The 25,740-nt window shown below is 65.6% G+C and carries 20 protein-coding genes and 3 pseudogenes; 13 read left to right on the forward strand and 10 right to left on the reverse strand.

Translation table 11 applies throughout. The features are described from left to right. Positions 1 to 172: 172 nt before the first annotated feature. Positions 173 to 1,681 carry an alkaline phosphatase family protein gene (locus tag KYK13_RS09345; RefSeq protein WP_223643727.1) on the forward strand — a complete coding sequence of 503 codons (1,509 nt, stop codon included), beginning with the start codon at positions 173 to 175 and terminating at the stop codon, positions 1,679 to 1,681. Positions 1,682 to 1,881: 200 nt separating this feature from the next. On the opposite strand, the pseudogene KYK13_RS09350 reads toward KYK13_RS09345, so the two are convergent. From KYK13_RS09350 to KYK13_RS09360, 3 genes and pseudogenes are all read right to left on the reverse strand, one after another. Continuing rightward, a pseudogene (locus KYK13_RS09350) lies at positions 1,882 to 2,702 on the reverse strand (IS5 family transposase). Between the two features lie 165 nt (positions 2,703 to 2,867). Continuing rightward, on the reverse strand, positions 2,868 to 4,805 hold the full coding sequence (locus tag KYK13_RS09355) for an amidohydrolase (RefSeq protein WP_223643728.1): 1,938 nt from the start codon (positions 4,803 to 4,805) through the stop codon (positions 2,868 to 2,870). Positions 4,806 to 5,077: 272 nt separating this feature from the next. After that, positions 5,078 to 6,235, reverse strand: a pseudogene (locus KYK13_RS09360) (IS4 family transposase). A gap of 377 nt (positions 6,236 to 6,612) precedes the next feature. Here KYK13_RS09360 and KYK13_RS09365 point away from each other — a divergent pair. The 4 genes and pseudogenes from KYK13_RS09365 to KYK13_RS09380 all read left to right on the forward strand — a co-directional run bounded on the left by KYK13_RS09365 (position 6,613) and on the right by KYK13_RS09380 (position 12,060). Continuing rightward, the gene (locus KYK13_RS09365) at positions 6,613 to 8,538 is read left to right on the forward strand and encodes a S8 family serine peptidase (protein ID WP_223643729.1); all 1,926 of its coding nucleotides are present in this window, start codon (positions 6,613 to 6,615) and stop codon (positions 8,536 to 8,538) included. Positions 8,539 to 8,749: 211 nt separating this feature from the next. After that, complete coding sequence (locus KYK13_RS09370; protein WP_223643730.1) at positions 8,750 to 9,022, forward strand: hypothetical protein; 273 nt, start codon at positions 8,750 to 8,752, stop codon at positions 9,020 to 9,022. A 403-nt stretch (positions 9,023 to 9,425) separates the two neighbouring features. Beyond that, positions 9,426 to 10,073, forward strand: a pseudogene (locus KYK13_RS09375) (serine hydrolase domain-containing protein); the annotation flags it as partial. 82 nt (positions 10,074 to 10,155) lie between these two features. Then, entirely contained in the window at positions 10,156 to 12,060 is a 1,905-nt protein-coding gene (locus tag KYK13_RS09380) for a bifunctional UDP-sugar hydrolase/5'-nucleotidase (RefSeq protein WP_223643731.1), read from the forward strand. 233 nt (positions 12,061 to 12,293) lie between these two features. Here the strand turns inward: KYK13_RS09380 and KYK13_RS38835 are convergent, their stop codons facing one another. From KYK13_RS38835 to KYK13_RS09390, 3 genes are all read right to left on the reverse strand, one after another. Continuing rightward, on the reverse strand, positions 12,294 to 12,416 hold the full coding sequence (locus tag KYK13_RS38835) for a hypothetical protein (protein ID WP_255654229.1): 123 nt from the start codon (positions 12,414 to 12,416) through the stop codon (positions 12,294 to 12,296). Positions 12,417 to 12,504: 88 nt separating this feature from the next. Next, on the reverse strand, positions 12,505 to 12,891 hold the full coding sequence (locus KYK13_RS09385; RefSeq protein WP_223643732.1) for a hypothetical protein: 387 nt from the start codon (positions 12,889 to 12,891) through the stop codon (positions 12,505 to 12,507). 42 nt (positions 12,892 to 12,933) lie between these two features. Beyond that, the gene (locus KYK13_RS09390; RefSeq protein WP_223643733.1) at positions 12,934 to 14,475 is read right to left on the reverse strand and encodes an FAD-dependent monooxygenase; all 1,542 of its coding nucleotides are present in this window, start codon (positions 14,473 to 14,475) and stop codon (positions 12,934 to 12,936) included. Positions 14,476 to 14,513: 38 nt separating this feature from the next. Here KYK13_RS09390 and KYK13_RS09395 point away from each other — a divergent pair, with 38 nt between their 5' ends. The 3 genes from KYK13_RS09395 (at position 14,514) to KYK13_RS39260 (ending at position 16,205) form a co-directional block, all read left to right on the forward strand. After that, complete coding sequence (locus KYK13_RS09395) at positions 14,514 to 15,269, forward strand: TetR/AcrR family transcriptional regulator (RefSeq protein WP_223643734.1); 756 nt, start codon at positions 14,514 to 14,516, stop codon at positions 15,267 to 15,269. 178 nt (positions 15,270 to 15,447) lie between these two features. After that, entirely contained in the window at positions 15,448 to 15,693 is a 246-nt protein-coding gene (locus tag KYK13_RS39255; protein WP_370645405.1) for a transposase, read from the forward strand. 83 nt (positions 15,694 to 15,776) lie between these two features. After that, positions 15,777 to 16,205 (forward strand): integrase core domain-containing protein, encoded by a 429-nt coding sequence (locus KYK13_RS39260; RefSeq protein WP_370645328.1) that lies wholly within the window; start codon positions 15,777 to 15,779, stop codon positions 16,203 to 16,205. A gap of 285 nt (positions 16,206 to 16,490) precedes the next feature. Here KYK13_RS39260 and KYK13_RS09405 read toward each other — a convergent pair whose 3' ends face one another. Both KYK13_RS09405 and KYK13_RS09410 read right to left on the reverse strand, forming a co-directional pair. Then, positions 16,491 to 17,888 carry an ATP-binding protein gene (locus KYK13_RS09405; RefSeq protein ID WP_223643735.1) on the reverse strand — a complete coding sequence of 466 codons (1,398 nt, stop codon included), beginning with the start codon at positions 17,886 to 17,888 and terminating at the stop codon, positions 16,491 to 16,493. Further along, positions 17,885 to 18,559 carry a response regulator transcription factor gene (locus KYK13_RS09410; RefSeq protein ID WP_223643736.1) on the reverse strand — a complete coding sequence of 225 codons (675 nt, stop codon included), beginning with the start codon at positions 18,557 to 18,559 and terminating at the stop codon, positions 17,885 to 17,887. Before KYK13_RS09410 ends, KYK13_RS09405 begins: the two co-directional genes overlap by 4 nt. Before the next feature lie 185 nt (positions 18,560 to 18,744). On the opposite strand from KYK13_RS09410, the gene KYK13_RS09415 reads away from it, so the two are divergent. The 5 genes from KYK13_RS09415 (at position 18,745) to KYK13_RS09435 (ending at position 22,534) form a co-directional block, all read left to right on the forward strand. Continuing rightward, positions 18,745 to 19,299: a PepSY-like domain-containing protein gene (locus tag KYK13_RS09415; RefSeq protein ID WP_223643737.1), complete on the forward strand. Its 555-nt coding sequence runs from the start codon at positions 18,745 to 18,747 to the stop codon at positions 19,297 to 19,299. Between the two features lie 276 nt (positions 19,300 to 19,575). Further along, positions 19,576 to 19,995 carry a hypothetical protein gene (locus tag KYK13_RS09420; RefSeq protein ID WP_223643738.1) on the forward strand — a complete coding sequence of 140 codons (420 nt, stop codon included), beginning with the start codon at positions 19,576 to 19,578 and terminating at the stop codon, positions 19,993 to 19,995. Between the two features lie 144 nt (positions 19,996 to 20,139). Next, complete coding sequence (locus KYK13_RS09425; protein ID WP_223646569.1) at positions 20,140 to 20,694, forward strand: dihydrofolate reductase family protein; 555 nt, start codon at positions 20,140 to 20,142, stop codon at positions 20,692 to 20,694. Between the two features lie 425 nt (positions 20,695 to 21,119). Beyond that, positions 21,120 to 21,458, forward strand: a complete 339-nt coding sequence (locus tag KYK13_RS09430) for a hypothetical protein (protein ID WP_223643739.1) — start codon at positions 21,120 to 21,122, stop codon at positions 21,456 to 21,458. 23 nt (positions 21,459 to 21,481) lie between these two features. Beyond that, entirely contained in the window at positions 21,482 to 22,534 is a 1,053-nt protein-coding gene (locus KYK13_RS09435; protein ID WP_223643740.1) for a hypothetical protein, read from the forward strand. Between the two features lie 229 nt (positions 22,535 to 22,763). On the opposite strand, the gene KYK13_RS09440 is transcribed toward KYK13_RS09435, so the two are convergent. Together KYK13_RS09440 and KYK13_RS09445 are read right to left on the reverse strand one after the other, a co-directional pair. Beyond that, a complete protein-coding gene (locus tag KYK13_RS09440; protein ID WP_223643741.1) occupies positions 22,764 to 23,525 on the reverse strand; it encodes a hypothetical protein in 762 nt (253 codons plus the stop codon). 406 nt (positions 23,526 to 23,931) lie between these two features. Further along, positions 23,932 to 25,584, reverse strand: coding sequence for an ISL3 family transposase (locus KYK13_RS09445; RefSeq protein WP_223643742.1), 1,653 nt, complete (start codon positions 25,582 to 25,584; stop codon positions 23,932 to 23,934). Positions 25,585 to 25,740: the final 156 nt, after the last annotated feature.

Raw genomic sequence — 25,740 nt, forward strand, 5'->3', positions numbered from 1 at the left:
CGGAGGGGAATGTGGAGGGCCTTTGGTTTTGACGTGTCAAACGGCATCATTGACGTGTCAGGCGCAGTTCCTGACGCGTCAGTCGGAAGGTAAGGGAGCTGGATTGGTGTGGTGTTGACGTGTCTTGGTGGAAATGGCAATTCGATGGGAGACCTTGGCGAGGAGTCCCCGCATGGCTGCGCCCATTCGATACATTTTCGTCCTGATGATGGAGAATCGTTCGTTCGACCATATGTTGGGGTTCTCGGGTATCTCGGGCACTGACGCGGAGACCGGCCAGCAAACGCTGCTCAACGGCCTGACCGGAAACGAGTTCAACACCTTCGATAAAGTCCGGTATCCGGTGAGCAGCCCCGCGGACTACGTGATGCCCGTGGGGCCCCATCACGACTTCCCGGACGTGTTCCTACAGCTCACGGGGCGTGACTTGACGCCGCAGGACGAGCCCGTCATGCATTATCCCGAAATCAAGATGTCGGGCTTCGTCGAGAGCTATGTCGCCGCGGCGAGGGCGGCGAATTTCAAGGATGGGTCGTATGACCCGGGCGAGGTCATGAAGTGCTATGCCCCTGAGCAGCTTCCGGTGCTCAACGCGCTCGCCCGGGAGTTCGCCGTCTGCGACCAGTGGTTCTCCTCCCTTCCAGGCCCCACCTGGCCCAACCGGTTCTTCGTGAACGCGGCGACGGCCGGCGGACTCGACCACAGCCCCAACCTCGAGGAGACCCTTGAATGGGAAAAGCACCTGGATGGTGGCTTCAGGTTCGAGAACGGCTCGCTCCTCACCACTCCGAACCTCGATTCGGTGATCTACACGGGGGACCCCCTGATTTGCATCGCGAAAGCCTGCGCCGGTGTTCGTACCTCGGAGGTCCGCCACTTTAAGGACCTCAAGCCGGACCTCCATGCGCGTCGGGTCGCCCAATACACCTTCATCGAGCCGACGTATGGAAAAGTGTGGGATGACTCCTACGCGAATGGCAATTCGCAGCATCCGCGAGACGACGTCCTGAATGGTGAGGCACTCATCAAGAAGGTCTACGAGTTCATTCGCCAATCGCCTGTTTGGGAGGAGAGCCTGCTCATCGTCACCTGGGACGAGCATGGCGGCTTCTATGACCATGTGACGCCGCCATCGGCACCGAAGCCCGGTGACACGCGGCTGATGCCCTCGGCCGTCACCAGGTACGGGTTCCCCTTCAATCAATACGGTGTCCGGGTCCCCGCCGTCGTCATCTCGCCGTGGATCCCCAAGAATGTCATTGACCATCGACTGTACGACCACGCCTCGGTGCCGGCGACGGTCGCGGCCGCCTTTGGCCTGAAGCACATGACGCTGCGTGACACGAACGCGAACAACCTGCTGTCGCTCGCCACGTTGTCCGAGCCCAGGTCGGACTGCCCGGATGTCCTGCCGGATCCGAAGCGCCTCGCGCCCCCGCCTCGACAGGAGGCGAAGCCAGGCAAGCTCCTGGAGCCGACCGATGTGGTGACCGAAGGTCATCTGCCTGGCTTCTTGCACCTCGTGTTGCGCACCGACCTGGAACTGTCGCCACCTGCGCAGCGGCCGGAGATTCTCGCCCGGGTGCGAGCGATACGGACGCGCGCCGACGCGGAGCAATACATGCGAGAGGTCAGCGAGAAGCACGCCGCCGCCTCCTCGGGCGCTACGACGAAGTCATAGCGGGGCGCGGCCAGACGATGACACCCGTGGACGAGGCACTTGGCGCGGTGTGCGCCAAGTGCCTGTCCGCGAGGGGCACGACGGAGGCGGGCTGGTGGGCCCTGGGGGAATTGACGCGTCAGCGTCCGCTATCGACGTGTCAATGCGCCCTCCATATGTCCTCCTCAAGGGGGAAGGCACAGCTTGCGTGTGTCCGCAAACTAGAGCCAGAGGCGGATGGAGGCGATGAGGACCATCGCCAGGTGGTTGGCGGCGCGCTTCTCGTAGCGCGTCGCCACCCGCCGGTTCTGCTTCAAGCGATTGAAGAGGCACTCCACGCGGCAGCGCTTGCGGTAGGCCGCATGGCGGAAGGAGCGAAGGCGCGGCTGGTTGGCACGAGTGGGGATGACCGCCTGCACCCGGTGTTCACGGCACCAGTCGCGCAGGCTGTTGTAGCTGTAGCCCCTATCTCCCACGAGGGCATCCGGCAGTCGGCGCGGCGCCCCCGGCGTACGCGCACGCGGGACGCATCCGCCCGCCATCAACGCCGGGAAGGCTTGCGTCTCATGCCGCTGGCCCGCCGTCAGTGCAAAGACGAGAGGGCGACCTTGGCCCTCGGCCCGGACGTGGAGCTTGGTCGAGAAGCCTCCCTGGCTGCGCCCGAGCGCTTCGGCCTCTCCCCTTTTCTCGGTGTCCCCCGAGCACCTGCCGCATGCTGGTGCGCTCGCACCACGCTGGCGTCGACATAGTGCAGCGTCCAATCCAGCCGCCCGTCCTCATGCGCCTCGGCCTGCAACTGACGCAGGAATCGCGCCCAGATGCCCGCCTCCTGCCAACGATAGAAACGGCTGCTGAGCGTCTTCCATCGCCCGAAGCGCTCTCGTGGGACTTCTCGCCACGGCACGCCTGTGCGCAGCACCCAGCAGATGCCGTCCAGTACCAGGCGATGGTCCTTATTGGGGCGTCCCCTGGCCGGCCGCTGTGGTGGCAGCAGGCCGGCCAGTCTCTTCCATTGCGCGTCGGTCAGCTCTCCCCGGCTCATGCCTGCTCAATGCCGGGCGTCCTCGACCTATTTTGCGGAAACGCTCTAGTCAAAGCCCCCCGAGAGACCCCCTGCGAGGCATCTCCAGAGGGCTGAAACCGGTTGGTAAGCTGCTCGGGACCGTGGCTTCGGCCGGAGGTCAGTCCGGCCGGGGATGAGCTCGGCTCAGGACTTCGCCGCGTAAACCTGCACGCCGCCCTTCCAGGTCGACAGCACCTTGATGGCGCGCATGCGCTGGTAGATGGCTTCCCGGAGGGGCGGCTGCTCTCCACCATTACCATGGCCTCGCCCACGCGACTGCTGCCCCATGGTCAGTGGGTCCTGCTGAAGGATGACGAAGTCTGCATGGTGGCCGGACTTCAGCGACCCGAACCATTTCTCGGCCCGGCAATGCCAGGCAGCATCATGGGTGATTGCTCGAAGGGCTTGCTCCGGCGTCAGGCATTCGTCCTCGTTCAGGGCATTCAGGGCCGGGTCTGCCTCCATGATTCGAGTAATCGCCTGCTCCATCTCCCGCAGCGGTCCGAGCGGGGTGACGGCGTAATCGCAGTGCAGGCTGATGCGCATTCCCTTGTTCAGCGCCGACTTGCACAGGGCGAGGGTCTGGGCTTTCTCCTGCCCGAGGATTGCCCTGTCGAAGACGAAGCCCCAGTACCCGACGTGGCCAATCAGGAAGCTGGGGGTGACGCCCCATGTGGACATGGTGTTCAGCTGGTCAGGACTGAGCAACGCGCAATGCTCAATCCGGTCGCGGCGTTCCTTCCGTTGCTTCGGCGTCAGCGTCTTCAGCGCAGCGGCATAAGCCTGTGTCGTGAACTCCACGGCCTTGTCGCCGTTGGCGTGGATCATCATCGACCAGTTATTGCTGACTGCCGTCTGGACCACCTCAGCGAACTCAGAAGGGAGGATGTCCGGGTGCGATTTCCCCGGTATGGGGTAGTTGAAGTTGCCGCACTTGTCCACCGCTTCGCAGCAATAGGGTTTGCTCTGGTATCCGGTCAGGCCTTGGTTCGACCCGTCGGAAATCACCTTGAGGTGTCCGATATAGAGGTCCTCGTAGTGGTCCACCTCCTTGTATGGATCCAGCTTTTCGACATCGTCCTTCGTTTCGACCGCCAGTGCACCGCCAATTCGGACACCCGGTCGGCAGACCTTCAGGTAGGCCTTCAGGATTTCGAGCTGCTTGTCGGTCAGACCCGCATCATAGAGCATGGTCACACCGCGCTCCGCTGCAGCGTCGAACAGGTGAGTCAGGTTCGGTATTAGCTTCTCTTGGATGTCTTTATGCTGATGAGTGGGAATGGCATTCAGCACTTCCTGCATCTCTGGGATTTCCTGAAGCAGGCCTTTGGTTTGATCCATGCATTTGCGGAACGTGCCGTATTCCTTCTGCAAGTGCGGACTGTGATCGTAGGTGAGTTTCAGGGCCGCCGTGTTCAGGTAGGCAGTGTGCAGCGACGCGCTCAGCAGCACGACCGGGATGTCGGAGACACAATTGTCGAGAGTTTTGGCATCGATTTGCGTCAGTTTGCTCAATTGGTCCGACGGTTTCTCTATGAACGGCATCATCGCCGGATCGACTTCGCGGCCCAGAACCCAGAAATCCCGATTGTGGCCGGTGCGGATGGCGTCTGCCTCCGCCTGGATTTTATCAGTCAGCCACTGCATGTTGTAGCCCGGCCTCAGGGACTGCCCATCGATAGCGCCCATGTCGGTGAACTCCGACATCATTGCCGAGGCGACAATGTGCACGTGCGGCTCAATCAGCCCTGGCAAGAGGGTGTCGGTGGGGTTCAGTTGGGCCCGGACAAACGAGACGCTGCGCGATTGCATCTGCTCTTCCACGTACGCTCGCGGGCCGGTGGCGACGACCTTACCTTCATGGAAGCCGATGGCCTCCACCTCCTCAGTCGAGCCGTCGATCATCGGGCGGATGATGCCCCCGTAAATCAACAGGCCTTTCGGAGGTAACTGCGGACCAGACTCCACGGGTACTTTGGTGACGGTGTCGAAGTGCTTGCTGGCCAGCAGTTCCTTGCTAAGCCGCTCCACCAAGGGACTGTTGCAACCACAATGCGTGCAGGACAGACGGGGGTGATGCATGGTGTACGTCTCCTTCCCGGGGCGAGATGTGCCGCGGTGTGTGGCGGCGCATGGGGCGAAGAAGGTTGCAGCGGGGATGCCAATGTCCCGCCTGGAGGCATTGCGAGGGATTCAGAGATGAGAGGCAGTGCTTCGCGTCCTCCATGACCTGTCAAATCGGAACGCTGACGTGTCAGCCCTTCCTCCTGACGCGTCAGTGCCTTCGCACGGGGTCTTGACGGCTGGATTCGCATGGCGCGATAGCGGTCCCACCGCACCCCTGAGTCATCCCCTCATATGAAGCCAAGCGCTTCTTTGAAGACAGGGCGGGAGTGGAGAAGTTCGGCGAAGCGCTCGATAAGAGGCCGCAGTCGTTCCTCGTTCATCCTGGGAATGTCCTGGTAATACATGCAGCCCTGCCGGAAGAGCGAATAGGTGCGCGTCTTGACGGTGTTGGCCTTCAAGCCCTTTTCCATCCCGAGACTCTCCCCCTGCGGCGCCAAGCAGTGTCAGCAGGACTTGCGCCAGGGCGCTCACCAGCAGCAGTCGGTCCCGCTGCTCGGGACTTTTCACGCGCACCGCGGACCGCCCCATGCCGAATCTCAAATCCTTCACGTCCCGGAACGTCTCCTCGCACGAGAAGCGTCGGGCATAGAGGGCCACCCCCTGACGCGCGCTGGCCGCGGCCAGACTGGTGGCCAGGCACCACGACTCCTTTATGCCCTGCTGGTGCACCAGCACCAACGCCGGCACCGGCGTGCGGTCCGCCGTCACGCGCACGCCCGTCAGCTTCTCCGCATGCCCGCTGTGGGCATCCATTCGGACGCCGGTTGCTGCGAGCCTCCAGCCGCTTCCACCCGCACGTCCTTGTGAAAGCGCACCACGTACTCAAAACCTGCCTGCGCTACCAGCGCGTACAACCGCTGGTCCGCGAAGCCCCGGTCCGCCAGCACCGTCACCTTCACCCCTTCGGGCACGCACTCCTTGAGCCGCAGCCGCACGGCGTCCTCCGCCTGGGCCCGGTTGCCCGCCAGAGCGCTCTTCTGCAGCGTCACCCACAGCAGGGGTGTCGTGCGTCCATGCGTGGTGACGAGGCTGGCCACCAGCGTCGTGTGGTCTTCGGCCTCATAATCCGTCCAGTCCAGCGCAACCAGGGCCTCGGTGCGCTCGGCCAGCACGTGCGGCACCCGCCGCGCCGCCAACTTCCAGACGTCCACCGCCTCGTTGGATAGCAACCAGTCCACCTGCTTGATTCCGTGCTTCTGCACTCCGCCTCGCGCCCACGCCAACGCTTGTCCGATGGCGTGCGCCGACAACGAGGCGGCGTGCACCACGCCCAACGTCGCGTACGCCAGCGACAGCACCCTCTTGGCGTGCAGGTCCTCCTCGAACAAGCCCTCCAAGAGCGCCCGTATCTGCTCTTCGTTGATGGCCACCTTGCGTCCCAGCATGGCCTCTCCTCCTGTACCGCACCACCACGCTTTGCACTCGACTGGCAGACAGGCGGCTGGCGATCAATCAGCTCAAATGAGGGGATCGCTCAGGTCTCGTACTCCTGGAACTCAGAGTCCCCCCAGCCCAGCATCAGGGAAGACGTCTTCTCTGCAGTCAGGCCGAGCTGACGCCCCTCGTGCACCTCGCTCACTCGAATTGACGCAATGCCTGAAGGGGCCTTGGCGCCCCCATGACGCAGCGACCGCATTTCGGGTAGGCAGGGGGCTCGGCGCCGCGAAAGCAGGGTTCTGTATTTCAAAGGCGCATCATGGCCAAAACGTCAGGGCGTCTCGGTATAGTCCTGGCCTCCAACTTGAGTAGGAGAAGAGCATCCATGGATAGACGACAATATGCAATCTCGACGCGCCTGCGCGCGCTTGGGCAGGCGGCGCTGGTGGCGGTGGGTCTGGGGATGGGAGGTGCAGCGCTCGCGCTGCCCGACGCCTTCGGTCCCGCTGACGCGGAGATCGCCCGAGACGAGTTGGGCCAAAGGCTCTACACCGTGGACCTGCGGGCGGATGCTCAGAAAGACTTTTCTCAGGACTTCACCCCGAGCGAGCGCTTCGCGCCATACCTGTCCGGTCAGGCCGTGAACCTCGTGCAGTCCCTGGAGGCCCAGTACGGCTTCCAGTCGCGGCAGATGACCAGTGTCACGCGTCTGAGTTTCACCGCTCCACTGACGGAGGCGCAACTCAAGGCGCTCGCCATCGACCCCCGCGTGGTGGCCGTCACCCCCGCCATCCTGATGTACCCGAGCACCCCACCCACGGACACCACCGCTGTCTGGCGCGACTCCGCGAACACCACTGCCGAGCCGCCCTACTCGCAATGGAAGCTGGTGCTTCCCTCTCTCCCGGCCATGCAAGCCTGGGGACAGCGAGCCGTGAACAGCGCCAGCCCGGCCGTCGTACCCAATGGCCCCGTCGTGTACGTGCTCGATGTCGGCACCGGGCTGCACACCGGTCTCCCCAACGTAGTCGAGCGCGTCAACGGCGTGGTGCCCCTGGGCAATGACTGCGGCTCGCGCCCTGGATTGTCAGCCTGCACCGCCGCGCAGCTCGCGAACGTGGTGGGTTGCTATAGCCACGCGACGATGGTTGCGGGGGTCGTCGGCGCGTCGAACGCGCAGGGCGGCACGCGCGGTGTTTACCCAGGAGTGAGCATCGTGTCGGTGTCGCTCTACCGGCCCCCCACCGGCGCCCACGGCTGCGTGTCGGGCCCGCTCACCAACTCGGCGGATGTCGCGCAGGCGCTGGACTGGATTGGCAACAACATTCTTGCCACCAACAACACTGGGCGCCCCAGTGTCGTGAACCTCTCCTTCAATTGGTCGTACAGCAGCCAGGTGCCCACCGGGTTGCTCGCGCAGATTCAGGCCGTCACGCACATGACGCCCGGCGCCCTCTTCGTGCAGTCCGCCGGTAACTTCTATCGGGACGCCTGCGCCAGTGCCTACACCCCGACGCAGGCCAATGACGGCGTGCTCGTGGTGGGCGCCATCAACGCCCACGGCCAACCCGTGAAGCCCCTCAACGGCGTGCCAGGCTTCTGGAAGGACGTGGCGGGCCCCCTGCATCAGTCCGGTTCGAACTACGGCGCCTGCGTCGAGGCGTGGGCCCCGGGGGACGCAGTGCTCACCTCGGTCGGGGACGTCACCAACCAGCAGGGCACGACCACGTATTCGTCATACGCCTACGTCTCTGGGACCTCGCTGGCCGCGCCGCACGTGGTTGGGCTCGCTGCGGCGCTCATCGCGAGTGACGCGACGCTGACTACTCCGGCGAAGGTGGAGGCGAAGGTCCGCTCCACGCTTCGGAACCTGGGCTCACACGATGCCAATGGCCTGTCCATCTTCATGCCCTCGTTGAACGCCGCGGAGAAGAACAAGGTGTGGAACACGCCATACGCGGAACTGTGGGTGACGCAGCAATGCTACATCCCATACTTCGCGACCTACGTGTCGGGCTGCACCTTCCTTCTGGAGCCGGGGGAGCAGGATCGCCCCAATCTCTTTCGAGACCACGACACGCTCTACCGGCGCCCGAACATCGTGCCGCTCATGAGCCTCGATTCGAAGGGGGAGGGGGACTACACGTGCGACGTGAAGTTCACGGACACCGGCTTCGAGTCGCACGTCGTGGCCACTGGCCAGAAGCAGTACTTCATCGGGCTAGACGTCACCGCGTTGGGCTCCTCTTTGCCGGGCACGCTGTCCTCGACGCTGTGTCCGTCCGCAACCGTGCGACTCGCCACGGACTGACGCCCATTCTGCAATCCGCATCCACTCTGGCTTCTCCACCTGCTTCGCCACGCCCGGAAGCGTTCGCTGCGCACCACTACGCCGGCAATCCCTCACGGCACGTCGTTGGCCGGACGGTTATGCAGACTGGGCGCAGCAAGCTCGCCTAGGTGAGGAATCCGTGATATCCTGACGATGCTGCATAAGGCAGCCAACCAACGTGGAGGTCCGCATGCACAGAATCACCATCGGTGTGCTGATGGCAGTTGGCCTGGCGCTCGGCTGCGGAGGCGTCGGCGATGATGGACTCGCAGCAGACGCGGTGGACACACAAGAGAGTGCCTTGGCCCCAACCTGCCAGCCAGGAGAGACCGCGCGTACCTTCTTGCTCTGCGGCGCCTGCGGTGCTTACAAGGGCAACTACAAGGAACTCAGATGCCGCAAGCCTGATGGCACTTGGTACCTCGCTGGAATCGTCGAGCAGGACTGCAATACCTGTCTCTAAGCAGGCTGCTAAGATTCCCAGCGTCGCCACTGCGGCCCGCCCCTGCCGTCTGGCGCGGGTCGCAGTGCGTTACCAGCAGGACATTCACTGTTCATCTGAGTTGGCTACCGCTCGTGAGGGTTCGCGGGATAGCAGTTGCATCATCGCCCTGGGCGGAAGGATGGCTCCTCGCTCACTCGCAGCGACGCGCTGCTGTTCGTGGACTTGACGCATGCATGGCGCACCGACTGAGTTTGGGGTAGGCACGTCCTGGGCCTGAGCCCATCCTGTAGGCTGCTGACGCTTACCTCATTTGAGGGATTGCTCCCGCCAGTGCCTCCGACGCCTACTGCTGGCGGAGGAGTGCCCATGCGGATGGCGCTGACGCAGGGGGGACTTCACTGCGCATGCCACCCCGGCAAAGCTCAATGCCGCCTATGCGGACTACGGGCAGCCGCAGTTCTGGCAGGACCTGCACACCGTCAGCATCAAGGGCCCGCTCGGCAAGGACTATGCTTACTCGAGCGCCGGCACCGAGTTGGTTGCGCACACCCTCGAGAAGATCCACGGGGCTCCCTACGAGTCGTTGCTCGCGGAGTTCCTGGCGCGGGAATCCGGTATGCACGACACGTGGCTGCGCCTGCGTGCCCAGGACGCCAACCGCCTGGCTCCTGGTTACCACAGCGACAACCCCGTTGGCACCACGCAGATGGCACTCCTGCCCTGGGGCGCGGCGGGAGCCATGAAGGCGACGATGCCGGAGATGGTGAAGTACTTGCGCTTGCAGTTGAGCAACCATCCCGCGGTGACAGAGTCACACAAGCCGCTGGTGCGCTTCGCGGACGACTTCAGCATTGGCTATTTCTGGAACATCGGCCAGAGCAGCCAGTTGGGCACCCACTACGTGCATCACGGCGGCGTGCCTCGCGCGCAATGCTATCTCTACCTCGTGCCGAAGTATCAGTTGGGGGTGTTCATCATCACCAACCAGAGCGGCGATGCGACCGCGAACGCCATGGAGCGCGCGCTGGCGCCCCTCTTTGACGGGGTCGAATCCATGCAGGGCCGCTAGCACGTCGAACAACAGGATGAAGTCGCGCCATCGTCCACGAACCAGGGTAGGTTCGCTCTCCCTGTTCGTTGGAGTTCCGTCGATGCCACAAGCCACACCGCGCTCGTTACTTCTGGGAGCGCGTCCCAGCGTCTTCCTGCTCGCCGGAGCGTTCGTCACCGGCATGTTCCTCTTCGCCCAGGGCGGCTGCGGAGGTGACGAGTGCCAGGACGCCGCCGACTGCCGTGAAGACAAGGGACCGCCGGCTTCGAACACGGAGTGGGTCTGCGAGGACAAGCGCTGTGTGCAGCATTCCGTCCAGGTGCCGCCCCCGGATTCCGGCACGGACGCGGGGACGCCCGACGCGGGGAGATCCGACGCGGGGACTCCCGACTCGGGGCCCACGACGGTGAGCGTGCAGGTGCTCGCGTTCAATGACTTCCACGGGCAGCTCGAGGAGCCCGCGGGCCAGATTCTGGCGGGCGTGGCCCCCGACGGTGGACCGGTGCGGGTGAACGCGGGCGGCGTGACGTACTTCGCCCGGCACATCGCGGCCCTGCGGGCCGCCAATCCGAACACGGTGGTGGTAGCGGCGGGAGACCTCATCGGCGCCTCCCCGCTGCTGTCCGGGCTCTTCCACGACGAGCCCACCGTCGAGGCGATGAACCTGATTGGCCTGGACCTGGTCGCGGTGGGCAACCACGAGTTCGACGAGGGCAGCACGGAGCTGTTGCGCATGCAGTCGGGCGGCTGCCACCCGGTGGATGGCTGCATCGACGGGGATGGCTTCCCGGGCGCGAAGTTCAAGTTCCTGGCGGCCAACGTGGCCACGGGCGTGGACCGCACGCTGTTCCCCCGCTACGACGTGCGCGAGTTCGAGGGCGTGAAGGTGGCCTTCATCGGCATGACGTTGGAGGCCACGCCGGAAAGCGTCATACCCACGGGCGTGGCGGGGCTCACCTTCAAGGACGAAGTGCAGACGGTGAACGCGCTGGTGCCGGAGCTGCGGCGGCAGGGCATCGAAGCCATCATCGTGGTGGTGCACCAGGGCGGAATTCCGACCTCGGGCTCGCTGGTGAACGACTGCAAGGGCGCGGGTGCGGACGGGCGCATCTCAGGTGCCATCGTGGGCATTGCCAAGGGCCTCGATGACGCGGTGGACGTCATCGTCAGCGGCCACACGCATCAGGCCTACAACTGCGTCATCGATGGCAAGGTCGTCACGAGCGCCTCGTCGATGGGGCAGCTCGTCACGGACATCGACCTGACGTTGAGCAAGGCGACGGGCGACGTCGTGGAGGCGCGCGCGAACAACGTCATCGTCACTCGCGACGTGCCGGAGGTCGGCGCAGTGAAGGAACTGGTGGCGAAGTACCAGGGGCTCGCCGCGCCGAGGGCCAACCGGGTCATCGGCTGGGTATCGCAGAGACTCAGGACCCAGTCGGACGCCGCGGGTCAGTCCACCCTGGGCTCCGTCATCGCGGACTCGCAGCTGGAGGCGACGAAGCCCGCGAACCTGGGTGGGGCGCAGGTGGCCTTCATGAACCCGGGCGGCGTGCGCGCGGACATCGCCCAGGGCGAGGTCACCTACGGCGAGGCCTTCACCGCGCAGCCGTTCGGCAACAGCCTGGTCACCCTGACGCTGACGGGCGCGCAAATCGAGCAACTGCTGGAGTGGCAGTGGCGGCCGTCGGGAGCCACCCTCATGCTGATTCCGTCGGCGGGCTTCACCTATGCGTTCAGCGCGTCGGCGCCCGTCGGAAGCCGCGTCGACCCGGCGTCCATCCGGATCAACGGCGTGACGGTGGACCCGGCGGCGAACTACCGCGTCACCGCGAACAACTACCTCGCGAGTGGGGGTGATGGCTTTCAGGTGTTCGCCGAGGGGACGAACCGGCTGGGGGGCGCCGTGGACAGCGACGCGCTGGAGGCATACCTGAAGGCGCACAGCAGCCAGGCGAGCCCCTTGCCCGCCCCCGCGCTCAATCGCATCACCATGCTGCCCTAGTCCTTTGGCCCGGTGGAAGAAGTGGGCCAACCGCTACCGAATCCGGATTCGCTGGCAATTCACCGTGCCGAAGGCCCGAGCGAAGTTCCATTAACAACCCACAAACTTCACCCGGTCATAGGACTGGATAGATTGGCATGTCTCTGCCTGGCCGAAATCATGTGGTAACTGCAAACCGCCCCGTGCTCATTGACAGCTTATGAGCACAATCTCGGAAGCCTTCGTGCTCCGCGTCATTGATGGTTCCACGGCGTTCCACGAACCGGCTCGTTGATGGGCACCTTCAGGAACCTCGCGAAACCCATGGAGTCCATCACGAGCGTGCGCGACCGGGTGTCACCGCCGATGATGGGCACGTCTTGCGGCGATTCCCCTTGGGGAATCGCCGGTTGCAGCATGCGCCGGAGCACGAGGCGCCTCAAGGCTGCCCGGAGGGCACCGTCGTCAGGCGGCCGTAGGGCCATGAGCCGCCTCGGGATTCCGGCGTCCATCATCCAGCCGGCTCAATCGACCCTGCCCTCCTGCAGCGCGCGTCGCTTCGGTCGGCGAGGACTGCGTCGCGAGGCCCGCCTCGATGGCCGCGTCTCGGAGTTGGGTACGCTCGGTGGCGGTGGCGCCTGCTGCGGCGACGACCTGTTCGAAGCGGCCAGCCGCGCTCGCGAGGGAGAAAGCGGCGCCCACCGTCGCGGCGCCCGTGGTGAGCACGGCGAGCCCCACGCCGAGCGGCTGGAAGGCGGCCTGGATGTTCTCCGTGCCGAGCCCGATGCGGCGGTCGAGGCTCATGAAGTTCCGCTCGAGGTTCTGGATGGCCCCGGACGCGAGGTCACGCACGGTGAAGACGAAGCCGAGGCCGAGGTTTTCGAGCGCCGTCGGTCAGTGGGTGGTGAAGGCTACCCGGTGGAAGACGTCACCCAGCTCGGCGCGCGCGTCCTTAGAGAGTTCCTTCGCACGCCAGGCAATGACGCCATCGGGCCGGACGAGTGTTGCACCGCTGTCGTTCAGACCGAACGCCGCGCGGATAGCGCGTGCGTCGTCGGTGGCAATTGACGGCGTGTCGATCGGGAGCCCCGCCGCAGCCGCAGCCCAGCGCGAGTCCGTGGCGATGAGCGTCCAGCGCTGACCGACGAGATCGAGCGTCGAACGCTGCGATTGTCCAGCGAAGGGAACGTACGGCGCGCGCGTGCCGGGCTGTCCCTTCCACACGTCGGGCGCGGCCGCCGCAGGCAGGTCCTCGCCCGCGCCGACGATCGCCGCCGAACGATAGATTTGTCCGAACTCCATCGCGGCGTCGTCGAAGACTGTCACGTGCTCGAAGCCCTGGGCGTACTTTGCGTAGTCCGGGCGCGCGAACGTCTGCTCCATGCGCGTCCACGCTACCGGTCGCCGCTCGACCTGATAGGTGTCGAGGAGCGCCGGCGACGACTTCCCGCACAGAACGGCTTCGAGCTTCCACGCGAGGTTGTGGACGTCCGCGATGCCCGTGTTCGCGCCGAAACCACCGCGCGTGGGGGGCAGGGCGTGCGCGGCGTCGCCCGCGAGAAAGACACGGCCTTCCTGGAAGCGATCCGCGATGAGTGCGCCGAGCTCCCAACGCCCCGTGGTGATGATTTCGAAGGCGATGTCGGGCCGTCCGGTTGCCTTCACAAGCGCCTCGCGCTGCTCGTCCTCGGTGCGCTCCTTCTCGTCGAGGAACATGAGCACCCAGCGGCCGTTGCCGTAGGTCGTAAGGAACGCGCGCAGGTCCGGCTGCTCGATTTCAAATTGGTGGACCTTCTTCTCCAAGTACACATCCAGTTCGGGCGCCCGAAAGAGCACGCTGCGCACCGTCTGGAGGTGCCCAGGGCCCTGCCGACCGATGCCGAGCGCTTCACGCACAAGGCTCTTCCCGCCGTCGGCACCAATCATGTACGCGGACCGGAGCTCGTAGCTGCGTCCGTTCTTCACCTCGATGGTCGCGGTGACGCCGTCTGTGTCCTGGGTGAACTTCGTGAGCTTGCTGCCGAGGCGCAGGTCGGCACCTGACTCTCGCGCGCGTTCGCGGAGGGTCGGCTCGAGGATGTCCTGCGCGATGGCGGCGCCGGAGTGGGGAGAGTGCTCGATGACCGGCGCGGGAGGCCCTTCCTTCTTGGGCGGCGTCCACTCGGAGCCCTCGCGCCATCTGCCCGCGAGGCTCTCGACGACGGCGCGCTTGAGACGGAAGTCCTTCGGCGCTTCGGGGATCTTTCCTCCGAGGCCGACGGTCTGAAACAGCTCCATCGTGCGCTGCGTATACCCCACCGCGCGCGGGTGCGGGTGGCTCCCCACATGGGGCTCCACCAGCGTCACCTTCACCCCGCGATGGGCGAGAAACACCGCCGCTGAGAGCCCCACGAGGCTCCCTCCGACCACCAAGACTTCCGTGTCGTGCTTCGTCATGGTTGACTCCATTTGACGAACACTATGTGTAACGAACGGTGTTCGTCAAGGGTGCCGATCTTGACGATTCGTGTTTCGTCGCGAGCATGGTGGGCATGAGCGCGCGAAACCCGTTCGAGGCCCGCGACGTCAAGAGCCGTCGCGGCGGTAAGGTCAAGGAGCCGCTGAGCCGCGAGCGCATCATCGATGAGGCGCTGCGCCTGCTCGCTCGCGAGGGCGCTGAGGGAATGAGCCTCCGCAAGGTCGCAGCCGCGCTCGAAACGGGCCCCGCTTCGCTCTACGCTTACGTCGACGACCTCGACTCGCTCCGGGCCCTGGTGCTCGATCGCGCGCTCGCGGCCGTCGAGACCAGGCCCGCGACGCGCAAGGACTGGAAGGCGGCGCTCAAGTTCGTCCTCACTTCGTACACGCAGGTGCTCATGGGCACGCCGGGCCTCGCGGGGCTCGGGCTGACGAGCATCGCGGTGGGGCCGAACTCTCTTCGCATCATCGAGGCGATGCTCGACGCCCTCGCGAAGGGGGGCGTCGACAGAACCTCAGCCGCATGGGCCGTCGACCTGCTCCTCTTGTACGCGACGGCCATCAGCGCTCAGCACGGCGGACGGCCCGACGAGGTGGCGCGCACCCTTAATCCGGTCAAGAAGGCCGTGTTTGACGTCTCGCGCGAGGAGTTTCCTCGCATTCACGCCGCGCGCGCCGAGCTCTTGAGCGGTGAAGGCGGCCAGCGCTTCTCGTGGGCGCTCGACACGCTTCTGGCTGGCGTGCTGCGGAACGCGAAAGCAGACGAGCCGTAGCCGCCGCCTATCGGATCAGGCTGAAGAAGTCGTGCGTGAGCGTCACCTGCTCAATGACGTTCGCCGGCGTTTGGAAGCCCGCTCAAGAGAGAAGTGGCTCATCGTCTGCCTCCGTTCTTCGACTTGGGCGTGCTCCGCTTCAGTGGACACCAACGAAGAGGCAAATACGGTGTCCGACATGGTGGAAGAGAAGAAGCCACGCCGACCGCGGCGCAGCGATACGGACGAGTTCAAGGTCGGGGTTGTCCGGCTCGTGGTTGAGGAGAGGAAGCCCGTCTCCCAGGTGGCCCGGGACCTCGACTTGACGCTGTCGGCCCTGCGGACCCGGGTTGACCAGGCACAGGCGGGCGGGCAAGGGCAGGCCGGGGGCGCTGACGAGTGCGGAGCGGCAAGCGCTCACGAAGCTGCGCAAGCAGGTGCATGAACTGGAGATGGAGCGGACACTGCTAAAAATGGGTGGCCTACACCGCGAAGGAGAACGGGTGAAGTTCGAGGGCGTTGAGTGCGATGAACGACCGCCACCTGACGCTCAAGGCTCTGGACATGGCGCTTCGCGGACGGCGTCCCGAAGAAGGGCTTCTCCATCAATCGGACCAGGGCTGCACCGACGCCAGCGAGGACTGCCAGCGTGTCCTGGAACAGCACGGCCTGCGTTGCAGCATGAGCCTTCGGGGCAACTGCTACGACAACGCGGCCATGGAGAGCTGGTTCGGCACGCTCAAGAACGAGCTGGGTGAGTCCTTCGGGCGCGCCAGCGACGCGAAGGTGAAGCTGTTCGACTACATCGAGGTCTTCTACAACCAGCAACGCAAGCACTCGGCAATCGGTTACGCTGCGCCTGCCGAGTTCGAACGGGCAGCGGCATCGTCGACCTGTCCACGAGAGCGGATCACGCCCAAGGCTCTCTTCATCGCCGCAAGCCAGAATCCCTTGTGATTCAGGGGCCCAAGCACGAAGGCCCCGCGACGTTCATCGCGAGGCCCTGGAAAAGCAAAAGGCCCTGCCGGGTTAGGGCAGGGCCTTCTTTTTTTGCTCCCCGAATGAAGCCCTGAGCGAACTCGTTCTCGGCGTTTCTCTAGAGACCGCGACGGAAAACACGAGAAACATCGTGGGGTTGGGTGAAGTCAGGAAAGTTCGGGGTCCGAATGGGGATCGCGGATTGGGGGGCAGCGTCCCTCGGAAGGGGCCCCATGGCACTTGCGGCGGCGGGGTGTTTTCACTTCAGCGGGCGCCAGGCGCGAGGCCGACGACGAATGCCACCCGACCTCCGAGGCGGTTCTCCGCCCGGATTCGTGAGCCGATCACATTGCAGAGCGAGCGCGTGAGTGCGAGGCCTACCCCGCTGTGCTCGGCGGTTCCGGTGCGCGAGACATCTGCGCGATAAAACCGCTCGAAGATGCGCTCCAGCGCGGGCTCCGGAATCGGCGGGCCGCTGTCCTCGACGTCGAGCAGCAGCCCTCGTGAGAGGTCGCTCGACACTTGGATGGAGCCGCCCCGCTCCGTGTACTCCACTGCGTTGCCGAGCAGGTTTCCCAGGATGAGGCGCAGCTTTTCGCGGTCCGAGGCCACGACGGCCGCCTCCGCCACGCGGTTCTCGAAGCGCAGGCTTCGCTCACTCGCGCGTGCGGCCACAGCCGCGAAGCACGTGTCGACGAGCTCCTTCAACGCGATGGGCTCGGTCTCCACCGGGACCTGCCTTGCCTCCAATCGCGCGAGCAGCAGCAACCGCTCCACCAGCCCGTGCATCTGCCCGACGACGCCCAACGCTTCGGCGAGCGCCACGCGGTACTCCGCCGCGGGACGCTCGCGCATCGCGGAAACCTCCAAGATGGTCCTCAATCCCGAGAGAGGCGTTCGCAGTTCGTGGCTCACGTCCGCGCTGAACTGACGCTCCCGTTCGAAGGCGGCCTCCAGCCGCGCGAGCAGTCCATTCAGCCGGGACACCACCGGGCGCAATTCCTCGGGAACGCCCTCTTCCGGCAGCCGTAGGTCGAGCCGCGCGCCGTCAATCTCCTCCACGCGAGACGCGAGGGCTCCGAGTGGACGCAGTCCCCGCCGGGTGGCCACGAGCCCCACCAATGTGGCCAGCACGAGCGTCGTCACGCCCGACAGCGCGAGCACGCCCCAGAGCAGCGAGGAGACCTCATCCATGTCCTCGGTCTCCTTCGCCACGGCGACGGACACCCGCACGCTGTGCCCCTTTTCGCCTCCAACGGGGACGAGCACCTCGAGCAGCCGTCCACGTTCCCCATTGGGAAGGAGGATCGTGCGGTTGCCCGGGCTGGTGTCTCGAGTCCCGCGAGGGAACACGCCGTCATCAAGTCCCGAAGAGCGCGTGATGAGCGAGCCGTCGGGCCCTCGGACCTCGAACCATGTGAGCCCGCGGCCCCGGGTCAACTGCGCTAGAGTCGACGCCTCGACCTCCCAGCGCCCATCGTCCGAGAGCTCGATGAGGCCCGCGATTCCACGTGCCTCCGCCGCCAAGGTGTCGTCGAACTGTCGGGACAGCGCGCGAGTGAATGCGGTGTGCAGCAACAGCGAGAAGGCGCACAGCGCAACGCCGAGGACTCCGGCCGTCGCCAGGGTGAGCCGACGTTGGAGGGAGGGCCGCCGAGTCATTCGGGCGTTCCCAGGACGTAGCCCTGCCCCCGGCGCGTCTGGATGAGCTTCATCTCATGCTCGGCGTCGATCTTCTTGCGCAGGTACCCGATGTAGACGTCGATGACGTTGCTGGAGGGTTCAGTTGCGAAGTCGTAGACGTGGTCCCAGATTTCCGTGCGCGTCACCACATGGCCCTTGCGTGCGCAGAGGTACTCGAGCACCGCGTACTCGCGCGCCGAGAGCGGGATGGGACGCCCCGCGCGCTTCACCGTCCGCGAGACGGGGTTGACCTCCAAGTCCTCTATCTGAAGCACTCCGTCCCGCTGAGCGTAGCGCCGTCTCACCAGCGCCCGGACCCTCGCGAGCAACTCTTCGAAGGCGAAGGGCTTGACCAGATAGTCGTCCGCGCCGTGGTCGAGTCCCGTCACGCGGTCCATCACCGTGTCGCGGGCGGTCAGTAGGAGCACGCCGGCCGGGTGCTTCTGCTTGCGCAACTGCTGGAGCAGCGCCAGCCCGTCCAGCTTGGGCAACATGATGTCCAGGAGGATGACGTCGTAGGCGCAGGCCTGCGCGGACGCCAGTCCCTCCTCTCCATCCTGCGCGCGGTCCACGGCGTAGCCGGACTCCTTCAGTCCCTGCACGATGGCGCGCGCGAGCGGCGCGAAGTCTTCGATCACCAGGACACGCATCGTTTGGATCAACACGCCGCGCGGGCTCACCCTTCAATCTCTGGAAATGGAGCGGAAGGGCAACCGCCGCCCTGGCTGTCCGGCGGCTGGGTGCCGCGTTCTCACAGTCATCTCATGAACGCTCACTATCTCCTTCATCGCGACACGGAGGTGGATGGTCCACCCCACGATAGGAGCACACATCCATGAAGACCTGGAAAGCAGCGGTGATGGGCGCCCTCATGACGATGGGCCTCGGCGGACCCGCAATGGCGAAGGACGCCGAGCTCCCGCATGCCCAGATTCCCGGGGCGGTGCGGGACGCCCTCGCCTCCAAGTACCCGCAAGCGAAGGCCCAGCGCTTCACGAAGGAGACGAAGCAGGGGAAGACGGTCTACGAGGTAGACCTGACCTCCAGCGCCGGCATGCTCGAGGTGAACCTGGCGGAGGACGGCACCGTCCTCTCCGAGGAACAAACGCTTGACGCCCAGGCGCTCCCGGCAGCCGTGAGGGCCGGACTCGCGGCGTCGTCCTTCGGCTCCGCGCGCGTCAAGAAAGCGGAGAAGGAGAGGAAGAACGGCACCATCCGCTACGAGGTCATTGTCGAGCAGAACGGCGGGACGTCGGAACTCGTGTTCGATGAGCAGGGCAAGCTCCTCAAGAGCCACGCGGAGGAGGCCGACGAAGGGGTGGAGCACCACCGCGAAGGGAAGAACAACGGGCACGAGGAAGAGGTCGACTCGTTCCACTCCTCGAGATGAGAGCGAGTCTCCCGCTCCCGCCCGGTGCTCGACAGCACGGGGCGGAGGCGGGGGCTCCCGGGGGCGGCTGGTAGATGAGTCGATGGGTCGCCACGTACCCGAGGAGTGAAGTTGCCCCCGCTTCGCAGGGCCATCGTTGCCGTGTCGTCCGCCGGAGGGGCAGGGGAGCCGTGGATGCCCTGGGCCTGTATCCACCACGTTCACCGCTGACCCCTACCTCCCTTGAGTGATTGCCTTGCCCGCGCGCCGGACGCCTCCTACGCACGGAGAAGCCACATGCGGATGCGGCTGACGCGGGGGGTGGAGCAGGAGGACGACGGCCAGCGGGAGCTGATGGTGGATGTCTTCGTCCACGAGCGACGCGGCGGCGTCGCTGAGCTCCATCCCGCGGGCGCTGAGTGGCGCGTGCGGTGGCTGCGTGGGACGTCGGACCTCAACCGTCAGGGCGGCGGCACGGCCATGGTGCGGGTGACAGCGCCGGGGCTGTACCACGCGCGGAGCGTCGCGAGTGCCCGGGACGCCTACGTCGAGGTGTCGGAGGCGGAGGACGGCCTCGAACACGCAATCTCCTTCTCTGCGGAGAATGAAGGGCCTACACCAACCGAGTTGCGAATGTTTGGTGATATCTTCCGCGGAGTCTGGATTGCTGACGTGCTGCGTGCGCGACGACGTCTACTTCGGTCTCCCCCATCTTGAGATGTTGCCTCGTCCTCCTTGGAAGCAGGGGATGGATTGGCGGGTATCGAGTTTCTGCGCGCCGATACCCACCGGGGATGGGGCATTGCGTCGATGGGAGCGGGCTGCTGCGCGCTGGGCGCGCTACTCGTAGAATCCCACGCCATGGGCCTCCTCACCTTCGGTCTCAATGTGACTTTGGACGGGTGCATCGATCACACCCAGGGAATCGTGGACAACGAGCTGCACGACTATTGGAGGCAGCTCATGGAGCAGAACGGGGCGATGCTCTTCGGGCGCAACACCTACGAGCTGATGGAGGGAGCCTGGCCCGCGGTGGCACGCGACGAAAAGGCGCCGCGCGCGATGCGCGAGTGGGCACAGAAGCTCGAAGCGAAGGCGAAGTACGTCGTGTCGGGCTCGCGGAGCGACTTTCCGTGGCAGAACACGATCAAGGTGGAGGGTGACCTTCGCGAGGCGATCTCAGCGCTGAAAGCGAAGACCGAGCGGGGTGTCCTCGTCGGAGCGCCCAAGCTCGCGGCTGCGCTCGAGGAGTTGGGGCTCATCGACGAGTACCGCATCGTCGTTCATCCCATCATCAGTGGCCGCGGGCCGACGTTGTTTCATGGCCTGTCGAGTGCGCGGCATCTCGAGCTCCTCTCGACGCAGCGGTTCAAGTCCGGCGTACAGGCGCTCCACTTCCGTCGCAAAGCGGAATGAGCGTGGAAGGACCCGAGCGCTTCACCGGAGGCTGCCTGTGCGGCAGCCTCCGCATCGTCGCGTCGGGGCGGCCGTGCCGCGTCCCCGAGTGAAGCCCTGCGCGAACGCGTTCTCGGCGTTTCTCTGAGGGCCGAACGCCGAGTGAGCTCCAACGGAGCGCCCGCGGAAGCGAGCGGCGATGGGGCGCGGCGCACCCTGACGCAGGGGCATGGTCGCTGGACGGGCCACGCGAAGGTGCAGGGCCTCGCCGCGAGTGCAACCCTTGCATGGAGGGGCGGCAACGCTTGCATGGAGGGAATGCAAGCATTGCTGGCAGGCCCGGCGCCCCCTCCCTTGTGACGCGGGCCTCCGCGGGAGAGGGGACTGGCATGGGCCGTGCTAACCCGTGCGTCGACGCATGCCGCGTCTTTCTCCAGGAGCCCCCGATGAAACTCTCCCGCCTGTTGCCCTCCCTTGCCCTGGCGCTGTGCCTCTCCAGTGGAAGCGCGCTCGCGGACACCGCGGCGTGTACGCCGTCGCACGTGGCGGTGCTGTCCAACCGCATCCATGTCCGGTGCACGGCCTCGGTGGCCGGAGGCATCTGGTACTTCGCGCTGTCCACGGCCGACGCGGCGCATGCCAACCGGATGCTGTCGCTGCTCACCTCGGCGCTGGTGGGTGGGCGCTCGATGACCATCGACTACAACCCGTCCTCCACGGCGGGGACGGCCATCGGCTGCCTGTCGAGCGACTGCCGGCTCATCAACTACACGATGCTGTTCTGACAGCGTCGGGTCGGAGGTCACACATGAAGACACGACAAGGGCTGGTGCTGTTGGCCTCCGCGCTGGCGGCGCTCTCCGCTCGGGCGGCCACCTGGAACGAGGGCATCCGCGATGGCACGCCCACCGTCTGCTTCGTGGGGGACGCGCTCACCTCGCGTCCCGACCGCGTGCAGCAGGTGCTCGGCTACATCCAGGACTACGAGCGCGCGGCCAACATCCGCTTCACGTACCTGGGGACGTGCCCCGCGCCCATCGTGCTCCCCGACGGGACGGAGTGGCACGACGGCGACATCCGGGTGCTCCTGAGGGGCACCGGTGTGCCCTTCCTCGGCAGGGTGCCCGGGGTGGGGTGCCCGATGTTCCTCGACGAAAACGGGCAGTACACGGGGGAGAACAACACCGGGAAGAGCTGGTCGAACGGCCCGAACTCGCTCGAGGAGAATCGGGGCTGCCGCTACAACATGAAGCTGGGGGATGACGCCGACGCCCAGGGAGTCCCCTGGAAGAACCACACCCTCCACGAGTTCGGCCATGCGATGGGCCTGACCCACGAGCACCGGCGCGACGACGCGGACGCCGCGGTGGCGTGCAGCGACCCGGACTTCGGCGGTGGCAACGGCAGCGGGCACCTGACGGTGTATGACCGCTACTCGGTGATGAACTACCAGTTCCCCGCGTGCGGCATCGACGGCAACTATGGCCACTCGGGGCTGTCCGAGCTGGACCGGCTGGGGCTGCACATCCTCTACCCGGAGCCGACGCCCGTCGCGGAGCTGTGGGGACGGACGGTCATCCGGACCACGGAGCCGCTGTTCCTCACGTCGGCGTGGGGCGCGCGCGGCGCGGACATCAGCTTCTCCGCGCCCTTCTTCCTCTGGACGCTGTCGAGCGTCAACGTCAGCACCACGAGCACCCTGTCGATGTCCCTGCTGGCGGGGACCTATCCGCTCCAGCTGTCGTATGTGGACTTCCGGGGCCGGTTGTACACGTACTCCGGGACGGTGAAGGTGCTCACGCCGACGGAGTACACGCGACGGGTCGTCTCCCCGGTCGCCGCGCTGTCGCCGTTGATGTGACTCGAGCGGTGACGCGGGAGTGCCTCGCTTTCCGTGCTGTACTGGAGGCAGGGGCGGGCTCCTCCTGGCCGCCCTGCCTCCGCGGGCCCCGCGTCACGACCCCATCTCACGAGGGGAAGGCTATCCCCTCGTGAGGTGTCTCAGGAAATACTGGGGCGGAGGACGGCATGTCAAATGGGGCAAGCAGTGCCTCCCTTAGCCATATCAGGGCGCTGACGCCCCGGCACTCTCAGGGGACGAGTTCAAATACGGCCACCGCCTGGGTGTAGTCGACCGTCACGCGGAAGAACCTCAGCGCATTGCCCCCCAGCGCGCCCTCGACGGGCTCGTCCATGAACTGCGACATGAACTCACGGAAGTTCGGGTCAGGCCGAGTGGTGAACCAGACGGGGCCGACCTCATGGCCCGCGACCTCGATGTAGGGGACCTCGATGAGGGTCGAGCCCGGAACGTTGGTGTCACCATCCTCAATGACCCGCCAGTCCGGGTGACGCTGGTGCCAGCGCTCATAGGTGGAACGAGTGATGAAGCTCGTGGCGCGGATGGCCGGCCGCTCATCCGCGAGTGCCTTCTGGGCGGATTCCGTGAGCGATAGAGTCGCTCCAGTGTCGAAGAGCAGGTCGAGCGTTTCCCCATTCACCCGCACTTGGATGCGGGGATAGTTCGCCTGCCGCTTTCCTGCCGAATCGGATGGGAAGCCCAGTGTCACGCGGTGCGGAGGAGCCACCTTTGGAAGGTCACCCTCTGCACGCAGCCAGAGGTTTCTGCCCGGGTAATCGAACGTCCAAACTCGTCCTGCGAACCAAGCCTGACCGAGTATTCCATCCCCAGCCTCGAGCCCGCGGTTTGATCCTGGTGCTACTGGAATCCGCCCCTCGGTCCAGTCAAGCCCTGGCATCCATGCTTCGGTTCGGAACTTGGGAAGCAGCACCCATTCCTCGGGCTCACCGCTCTCTGCCTTCATGACAACCCGTTGCAGTCCCAATCGCATCGCGGCATCTCGTTGAATGAAGAGACTGCCTCCCGTGTCCGTGAAGAACGTTAGCGTCTGCCCGTCGCGAGTCACGGGTTGCACGAAGAAGCGGTCCTCACTGAACCGTATTGGTAGCGCGAGCGGGCGGCCGGGGCCCGGCACAGGGTTCCCGAGAGGGACGTTGGGTCCAGGCGAGGAGGCGCAAGACACCAATATTCCTGCGAGCATCAACAAGAGTCGCCGTTGCATGTGTGTGTTCCCTTCTCTGAACGGAGGAGTGAGAGTTTCTTCGTCTGCTTGGGTCTTTTCCAGTCTGGGCCGCTCCTCGTGGAACCGCGATGTATGTAGCGCTGGGCTTGTGGATTCCCATTGGTGAAGTTGCCCCGGTTTCGCGCCTCTCCCTCACTTTGCGTGACGCAGAGGCTCAGACGGCGAGCAGCACGCGACGGCGCAGAAGGTCAAAACTGGTGCGGCCATACATCTGACGCTTCAGGAGTTTGAGCTTCGTGATTTGTCCCTCCGACTGGGCGTTGCTCCAGGGCGTGGTCAGCGCAGCCCGGACGGCTTCCCCGTCCTGCTTCAACCCCTCGGCGAAGGTCTCCACCGCGCGCACGCCGCAGTGGCGTGCCTCGCCCAGCCACACCTCGAAGGTTCTACAGGACTTGCGCGGCCTTGCCCCATGCGTAACGCCCTGCGCGCGGACCACTTCGCAGAAGCGTTGGGTCAACTTCATGACACGCGCGGCTTCCTTGTCCTGCCGGATGCGCGCCAGGGTTGCTGCATCATCAAGCGTGAGTTCGGACGGTGTCTTGACGCACAGCCAGGCCAATTGCTTCGGGGCGGCGAGCGGGTCTGAGCTCCTGCCCGTGGACCACCAGTCGCCGCCGGAATCCGCGCGCGGCCTCGTGTGCGCCGGAGCGGTGCGGCGCGTCTGGAGCCAGCGGTGGACCTGCCGTGACGTGCCACGAAACCCCTGGGCGCGAATCTCCCGCCAGAGCGCGCAGGCGTTCTCGCAGGCCGCCGCATGGCGCTCTGTGAGGTACCCCAGATAGGGGTCGAGGATGCTCGGACCGGGTACTCGCGCCGAGAGCTCCGGAAAGGCTTCGGCGGCGGCATACTTGCGCACCGTGCTCGGTGCCAGCCGCAAGGCGCGGTGAATTCTCGCCAGGGGCTCCCCGGCGAGGGAACGGCGCCGCACCTCCTCGTATGTGGCAACGTGCTTCGCTCGGCTCTCCTGACGGGCACGGACTTCGGCGTGAGTGCGTGGGAACGAGGTGCGTCGACACGCTGGCGAGACGCTCACGCGCGTGACGCCCGGCAGGGCGCGCAGGCGCGAGTGCGCCCCCTCCAGCCAGCGCTCCGCCATTTGCCGCCCGTTGAGGGGTAGATGCCAGCGGTCCGCCACTTGTTGAGCGTCGGGAGCACCGAGTGCCGCTGCACGTGCGTACTCGGTCGAGCGGTCTCTGGAGAGGACCTTGATGTCAGGGTGGCGACGCAGCCATGCGGTCAGCGTCGGCGTCGAACGGTCGGGCAATACATTGACGACGCAGTGCGCTTCGAGGCCGACGAGAATGGACCCGTAGGTGCGCCCCTTGCGCAGTGCCCAGTCGTCCACGCCCACCACCCGTGAGTTTCGAGGCGCTGGCAGCGGAACTCGACGTATCAGACGCAGGAGCGTGTCGGCACTGGTCGGCATGGCCAGGGGCTTGAGCAGCCTGGACCCAGCCTCCGCACCGGCTGCCAGGGCGACGGCGCACTGGGCGGTGGCAAGGCGTCGCGTCCGGCGGGCCTGAGGCGACAGCAACCGCGGCAGCCGCTCCGCGAACGTGCGGCGCGGGCATTGCGCATTTCGGCAGAAGAAGCGGCGCACCAGCACTGCCAGCTTCACGGCGCTCCCGGCGGAGGACAGGTCATCGGGGTGGCGGACGTAGCTGCTGTGCACGGAGTTGCTGGGTGTCTGGCAGGAGGGACATCGGGCACCAGTGCCCTCCGGATGCACCACAAGGACGACATCCTCCGAGCCGGCGCGAATCACCCGCTCCACTCGACATCCGGGAAGGGAGTACAGCGTTTCCATTCCCGGGATGTAGTCGCCTCACCGGCGGCCTGCCGCGTCTGCTTACTCCTCCGAGGAGCATCACACAAAGTGCGGGAGAGGCACGAAACCGGGGCAACTTCAGATCATCTCGACTGCTCCGGCTCCGGCTCCGGCTCCGGCTCCGGCTCCGACTCC

The organism is Corallococcus sp. EGB, assembly GCF_019968905.1.
Lineage (GTDB): Bacteria > Myxococcota > Myxococcia > Myxococcales > Myxococcaceae > Corallococcus.

Bases quoted from the DNA above. Each gene is read 5' to 3' on its own strand.
- KYK13_RS09345 (WP_223643727.1), top strand. From the start codon at position 173: ATGGCTGCGCCCATTCGATACATTTTCGTCCTGATGATGGAGAATCGT.
- KYK13_RS09355 (WP_223643728.1), bottom strand. From the start codon at position 4,805: ATGCATCACCCCCGTCTGTCCTGCACGCATTGTGGTTGCAACAGTCCC.
- KYK13_RS09365 (WP_223643729.1), top strand. From the start codon at position 6,613: ATGGATAGACGACAATATGCAATCTCGACGCGCCTGCGCGCGCTTGGG.
- KYK13_RS09370 (WP_223643730.1), top strand. From the start codon at position 8,750: ATGCACAGAATCACCATCGGTGTGCTGATGGCAGTTGGCCTGGCGCTC.
- KYK13_RS09380 (WP_223643731.1), top strand. From the start codon at position 10,156: ATGCCACAAGCCACACCGCGCTCGTTACTTCTGGGAGCGCGTCCCAGC.
- KYK13_RS09390 (WP_223643733.1), bottom strand. From the start codon at position 14,475: ATGACGAAGCACGACACGGAAGTCTTGGTGGTCGGAGGGAGCCTCGTG.
- KYK13_RS39255 (WP_370645405.1), top strand. From the start codon at position 15,448: ATGGTGGAAGAGAAGAAGCCACGCCGACCGCGGCGCAGCGATACGGAC.
- KYK13_RS39260 (WP_370645328.1), top strand. From the start codon at position 15,777: ATGAACGACCGCCACCTGACGCTCAAGGCTCTGGACATGGCGCTTCGC.
- KYK13_RS09405 (WP_223643735.1), bottom strand. From the start codon at position 17,888: ATGACTCGGCGGCCCTCCCTCCAACGTCGGCTCACCCTGGCGACGGCC.
- KYK13_RS09410 (WP_223643736.1), bottom strand. From the start codon at position 18,559: ATGCGTGTCCTGGTGATCGAAGACTTCGCGCCGCTCGCGCGCGCCATC.
- KYK13_RS09415 (WP_223643737.1), top strand. From the start codon at position 18,745: ATGAAGACCTGGAAAGCAGCGGTGATGGGCGCCCTCATGACGATGGGC.
- KYK13_RS09420 (WP_223643738.1), top strand. From the start codon at position 19,576: ATGCGGATGCGGCTGACGCGGGGGGTGGAGCAGGAGGACGACGGCCAG.
- KYK13_RS09425 (WP_223646569.1), top strand. From the start codon at position 20,140: ATGGGCCTCCTCACCTTCGGTCTCAATGTGACTTTGGACGGGTGCATC.
- KYK13_RS09430 (WP_223643739.1), top strand. From the start codon at position 21,120: ATGAAACTCTCCCGCCTGTTGCCCTCCCTTGCCCTGGCGCTGTGCCTC.
- KYK13_RS09435 (WP_223643740.1), top strand. From the start codon at position 21,482: ATGAAGACACGACAAGGGCTGGTGCTGTTGGCCTCCGCGCTGGCGGCG.
- KYK13_RS09440 (WP_223643741.1), bottom strand. From the start codon at position 23,525: ATGCGATTGGGACTGCAACGGGTTGTCATGAAGGCAGAGAGCGGTGAG.
- KYK13_RS09445 (WP_223643742.1), bottom strand. From the start codon at position 25,584: ATGGAAACGCTGTACTCCCTTCCCGGATGTCGAGTGGAGCGGGTGATT.